The sequence below is a fragment of the Thermoactinomyces daqus genome (assembly GCF_000763315.1).
GTDB lineage: Bacteria > Bacillota > Bacilli > Thermoactinomycetales > Thermoactinomycetaceae > Thermoactinomyces_A > Thermoactinomyces_A daqus.
Genome location: NZ_JPST01000023.1, coordinates 1 through 5223, shown reverse-complemented (window position 1 = coordinate 5223; position 5223 = coordinate 1). Strand labels below are relative to the sequence as shown.

Here is a 5223-nt window from a genome sequence, read left to right as displayed (position 1 = left end):
GATCAAACTCTCCGATAAAGATTTAAGCTCAAAAAGAATCAACAGGTCATGCTTCACTCTTTAGTTTTCAAGGAACACATCGAAATTCTTTTTTCTCAACCGCGTTTCGCAGCGACAAAATAGATAATAACAAGATAAAATAAAGGTGTCAACACTTTTTTTAATAAAACCAATCTCTTTTCCACATCTTACTTTCAAGAAATGTTACAAAGACGGTTCTCCCCATCGAAATGCTCTCTGTATTCCTGTCTCCAGTCAAAATAAACGAACGATCCTACACGTATTCCAAAATATTATTCGTGTTTTTTGCAGATACCCATTGATTTCTGTTTTTTGGTTTGATATAGTATCTAGGGTTTTGCAGGAGATGAGAAGTCAAGTTTTTCTTTCGAAAAAAGCCAAAGTTAAGGATAGAACATCCATGCCACTATGGAGGGATCCGAATGAAAACGAAATATGACGTCATCGTCGTCGGTGCCGGACCTGCAGGAATTTTCACCTGTTACGAGCTTAGTTTAAAAATGCCGGAGGCCAAAGTCCTGTTGATCGATAAGGAGCACGACATCTATTCGCGAAATTGTCCTATTTTACAGAAAAAAATTCAAAAATGCCCTCCTCCAGCGGGCAAAAAAGACTTCGCCGGATGTGTACCCGCTTGTTCCATCACCAACGGGTTTGGAGGAGCAGGAGCTTATTCTGATGGGAAATTTAATATCACCAGCGAATTTGGCGGATGGATGACCGATTACCTCTCAACGGATACTGTACTCGACTTAATCCACTATGTAGATCAAATCAATTTGCAACACGGCGCCACTGACACGATTACCGACCCCTTGACCGAAAAAGTCAAGGAAATCGAAAAACGCGCTTATTCCGCCGGCCTCAAACTCCTCCGGGCACAAGTCCGCCATCTCGGAACAGAACAAAACCTTAAGATCCTGGCCAGCATTTACGAATATCTGAATGGCAAAATCGACATGATGTATAAGACGGAAGTTCTCGATCTCATCACGGAGCGAATCGAAGGCAGACATCATGCGGTGGGAGTCGAGTTAAAGGACGGAACACAAATTTTTTCCAAACAGATCGTGATAGTGCCCGGGCGCGATGGTTCAGCCTGGCTGGCAAAACTTTTGCGGAAGCGTCGTGTGAAAATGTCTGCCAACCAGGTGGATATCGGTGTCCGGGTAGAAACAAGCAACATTGTCATGGAAGAGATTAACCAGCATTTGTATGAAGGCAAATTTATTTTTAATACCTCAGTCGGAACCCGGGTTCGCACTTTTTGCAGCAACCCATCCGGTCATGTTGTCGTCGAAAACCATTCTGGCATCATGCTGGCAAACGGTCATGCGTACAAAGATCCCAAACTCGGCAGCGAAAATACAAATTTCGCACTACTCGTTTCCCATAAATTCGATGATCCCTTTGATCAGCCGACCGAATACGCCCATGAAGTGTCACGTTTGGCCAATCAGCTCTCCAACGGCAGCGTCATTGTCCAAAAATACGGCGATATCCTGAAAGGAAGACGTTCAACTCCAAAGAGAATAAAAGAAGGATTTATCACTCCCACTTTGAAAGAAGCCGTTCCGGGAGACCTTGGTCTGGTCCTCCCCTACAACACGATGAAAAGCCTGATTGAAATGGTTGAGGCATTGGATAAGGTAACGCCAGGGATCGCATCGGAACACACACTGTTTTACGGAGTAGAAGCAAAATTCTACTCTGCCCGTCCAAAACTGAATGAACACTTTGAATCGGAAATTTCCGGACTCTATTTAGGGGGAGACGGAGCCGGAATCACCAGAGGACTTGCTCAGGCAAGTGCATGTGGCGTCTGGATTGCCCGCTCCATTATCACCAAAATGAAAAAAGGCGAATAATAAATGAAAACACCTCCGAATGGAATTACCATCAGGAGGTGTTTTTCGTATTATCGTGTTGCTTTATGGTTCCCGGCAATGGAGTAACCGGAGACCCGGGTTCCTATTAACGGGAACGATTCGAAGTTTAGAATCTAAACAGGGATGCTTTTCCCTTTATTGCGAACAGACAGAATATAGAGAGCGACCCCTAACAAAATGGCAACAAGTGCAAATACCATATTGATCGGATACTCAGTCGCAGTTTTGGGCAGTTGTCCTCCTTGCGGGGGTTGATGGCTGCCACCTCCCGGATTGTTCGTACCCGGTTGGTTTCCACCAGGATTGTTCCCTCCTGGTTGATCACCGCCACCAGGTTGGCCAGGCTGACCGGGATTTTGGCATTTCACTCCCAGGTCGACATTAACAAGAACAACCTGACCGACGAGATGCGCACCAACCAACAGTTTCACTTTGACTACATAATAAGCACTTGCTTTGGGATGATATTCGATTTTAAACTCTTTATCTCCTTGACCAGGCTCGAAGACTCCGGATTTCACCAGTTTTCCCTGGCTGATGTCGGCTTCCTTGTTTGGAAGCTCGTAAATCTCGTAAGGAACCGTCGCTTTCAGATCAGTCCCCACAACGGCCAATAATTTTGCCAAGCTTTTCACAGTGACTTTCAGCACGATTGAATCGCAATCCGCCTTAACTTTAACCACATTTAAAAGGTTTGCTTTGGCAAAGAGTTTCAACTGCGCATCCAAGTTCACATTGACTGCCGCAGCAGACGAAACGGCCGGAAACACACTAAATGCCAACAAGAAGACAGCAAACAACACAGACAACAATGGTTTCGATTTTTTTACCATTATGTATCCCTCCTTTTGTGATAATATCTTTCCGCAACTGTTTCAATTTTCCTTCTCTGAGATTTATTATATAAGCCCCAAAAAAATACAATTCATAATTTGTACAAATTTTGTTTCACTAAATACACCCAACATACGGTGGTTCATTTAAGTCTGACGAGCAGGTCATATCGCGTCTTCATACTCCTTAAACCTTGACTTCGCCAAACAGGCAAAGTCCGTTGTTTGATGAAGTTTCGGATTTTCAGGCAATATCATCCCATCAAAAATACATTTAGTTGATTCCTTGTACTATGGCCAAATAGATGCTCGAAAATGCGGTATGATTCGGCGAGTGAGTGTAGGAAAAAGAAGTGCTTATTTCTGTGAGGCGGAAGAAGAAAGAGCGAAGGGGCTATTTTGATGGTTAGTCCCGAGACTGCTGACAAAGAAAGCAGGATGACAATCTTGTGTGTCAAAAAAATTAGTTTAGAACAAAGTCAAAATCCCACTCCAATCGAGAAGGCACTATTGAATTGGTTAAAAAAGCGAGGTGAAACCAGATGAAAGTGACAGATTATTCTCGGATTGCAGACCGATATGACCAAAATCCATACCGACGACAAATCGGACCTGATGAGAACTTGAAGCGATATTTTGCTCAGCATCCTGATCGAGAATTTCGCGTTTTGGACTTAGCATGCGGTACGGGATTATATTTGCAAAAACAATTACATGCCTTTGCATCGGTGTCGGTTGAATGGTACGGGTTAGATGCATCGCAAGCCATGTTGAATCAAGCGAAAAGGAGGGTTCCAAACGTCCGGCTGATTCAAGGATTGGCTGAAGAAATGCCATACGAACCGGAGAGCTTTGATGTAATAGTGAACCATTATGCTTTTCATCATTTCGCTGAAAAATCGAGGGTACTGGATGAGGTCACTCGTATATTGAAGAAAAACGGCATGTACAAGATGCACAACATCTCCATCCATGAAATGCGGCAATGGTGGGTGTATCAATACTTCCCTTCAGCGTATTTTGAGGATTTGAAGAGATTTTGGCCAAAAGATCTGATTTATCGTGAATTATCCGTAAGAGGTTTTCAAGTTGAACTGGACATCCGTTATAGAATGACTTCTATGCCGTTGACCGAATGTATGCAACATACTCGCAATCGGGATATTTCTGTATTGACGTTAATTGATGAAAAAGACTATCAGGCAGGGGTGGAAAGATTGGAAACGGAGTTAAACCGCGATTCCGAAGCCAGCATCATCAATGATTTTGCTGAACTGCACTTGATTGCTGTGAAATAATAGGATCTACCCGATTCATCCGATAGGTGGCTCTTGTCCTGTAGATAGTTTGATCAAATTTTATACAACTTCTATTTTCTCCTTTTTTTAAAATCCATTGACAAACCCAGAAGAAATAAACCGCTGGGTTTGTCAATGGCCTCAGGCTATTCCGACAGATACCCCTCTTTTATAATTTCATTTCTAACTTGAATTATGTCATTCCATTCCAGCAGGGAGAATATCGCCTTCCGGGTACATCTTTCACCCCACAGACTGTGCCCATGCCGGGCGCACGAAAAAAGAGGAGAACACCAATCGGCATTCTCCTCTTAACGATTGATTGGAGCGGAAGACGGGATTCGAACCCGCGACCCTCGCCTTGGCAAGGCGATGCTCTACCCCTGAGCCACTTCCGCACTAATGGGGCGATCGGTGGGAATCGAACCCACGAATGCCGGAGCCACAATCCGGTGCGTTAACCACTTCGCCACGACCGCCATCAACAAAAATTTTTTAAGAACAGTGGAGCTTCCTACCAGGCTCGAACTGGTGACCTCTTCCTTACCATGGAAGCGCTCTGCCAACTGAGCTAAGGAAGCATTTTCTGGCTCCTCAGGCAGGACTCGAACCTGCAACCTACCGGTTAACAGCCGGGTGCTCTACCATTGAGCTACTGAGGAACATGGAGCGGGTGAAGGGAATCGAACCCTCGCATTCGGCTTGGAAGGCCGATGTTCTACCACTGAACTACACCCGCTTATTGGTGCGGTCGGCGAGACTCGAACTCGCACGGCCAGGGGCCACTACCCCCTCAAGATAGCGTGTCTGCCAATTCCACCACGACCGCAAACCATGGTGAGCCATGAAGGACTCGAACCTTCGACACCCTGATTAAAAGTCAGGTGCTCTACCAACTGAGCTAATGGCTCAAAATTTGAACTGGTGGAGGGAGTAGGATTCGAACCTACGAAGGCAATGCCAGCGGATTTACAGTCCGCCCCAGTTGGCCACTTTGGTATCCCTCCAAAACGCTCAATTATCTCTTTCACAGATCTTAATGTTAACATATTGGATAAAAAAAGCAAGTATTTTTTTCGATACTCGATGAAAACCGGCATTCTGATCCTGCGAAGCAAACCTTCCGGCATTCACAAAGAACCATTTAATTGATCACAAAAAAACCCATCTCGATTGAGATGG

At 44.7% G+C, this 5223-nt stretch carries 3 protein-coding genes and 8 tRNA genes; 2 read left to right on the top strand and 9 right to left on the bottom strand.

Features of this window, described 5'->3' with window-relative positions; genetic code table 11:
• Positions 1–443 precede the first annotated feature (443 nt).
• A complete protein-coding gene (locus JG50_RS0111550) occupies positions 444–1889 on the top strand; it encodes an NAD(P)/FAD-dependent oxidoreductase (protein ID WP_033101280.1) in 1446 nt (481 codons plus the stop codon).
• A gap of 134 nt (positions 1890–2023) precedes the next feature.
• On the opposite strand, the gene JG50_RS0111545 is transcribed toward JG50_RS0111550, so the two are convergent.
• Complete coding sequence (locus JG50_RS0111545; RefSeq protein WP_033101279.1) at positions 2024–2743, bottom strand: hypothetical protein; 720 nt, start codon at positions 2741–2743, stop codon at positions 2024–2026.
• 542 nt (positions 2744–3285) lie between these two features.
• Between JG50_RS0111545 and JG50_RS0111540 the strand changes: the two genes are divergently transcribed.
• Positions 3286–4041: a class I SAM-dependent methyltransferase gene (locus JG50_RS0111540; protein WP_033101278.1), complete on the top strand. Its 756-nt coding sequence runs from the start codon at positions 3286–3288 to the stop codon at positions 4039–4041.
• Between the two features lie 323 nt (positions 4042–4364).
• On the opposite strand, the gene JG50_RS0111535 is transcribed toward JG50_RS0111540, so the two are convergent.
• The 8 genes from JG50_RS0111535 to JG50_RS0111500 all read right to left on the bottom strand — a co-directional run bounded on the left by JG50_RS0111535 (position 4365) and on the right by JG50_RS0111500 (position 5048).
• Positions 4365–4439 (bottom strand) — tRNA-Gly (locus JG50_RS0111535).
• Between the two features lie 5 nt (positions 4440–4444).
• Positions 4445–4520: transfer RNA gene (locus tag JG50_RS0111530), tRNA-His, on the bottom strand.
• A 26-nt stretch (positions 4521–4546) separates the two neighbouring features.
• Positions 4547–4622 (bottom strand) — tRNA-Thr (locus JG50_RS0111525).
• Between the two features lie 6 nt (positions 4623–4628).
• Positions 4629–4703, bottom strand: a tRNA-Asn gene (locus JG50_RS0111520).
• 3 nt (positions 4704–4706) lie between these two features.
• Positions 4707–4780: transfer RNA gene (locus JG50_RS0111515), tRNA-Gly, on the bottom strand.
• Between the two features lie 4 nt (positions 4781–4784).
• Positions 4785–4870: transfer RNA gene (locus tag JG50_RS0111510), tRNA-Leu, on the bottom strand.
• Between the two features lie 6 nt (positions 4871–4876).
• Positions 4877–4952: transfer RNA gene (locus tag JG50_RS0111505), tRNA-Lys, on the bottom strand.
• 11 nt (positions 4953–4963) lie between these two features.
• Positions 4964–5048 (bottom strand) — tRNA-Tyr (locus JG50_RS0111500).
• Between the last annotated feature and the right edge of the window lie 175 nt (positions 5049–5223).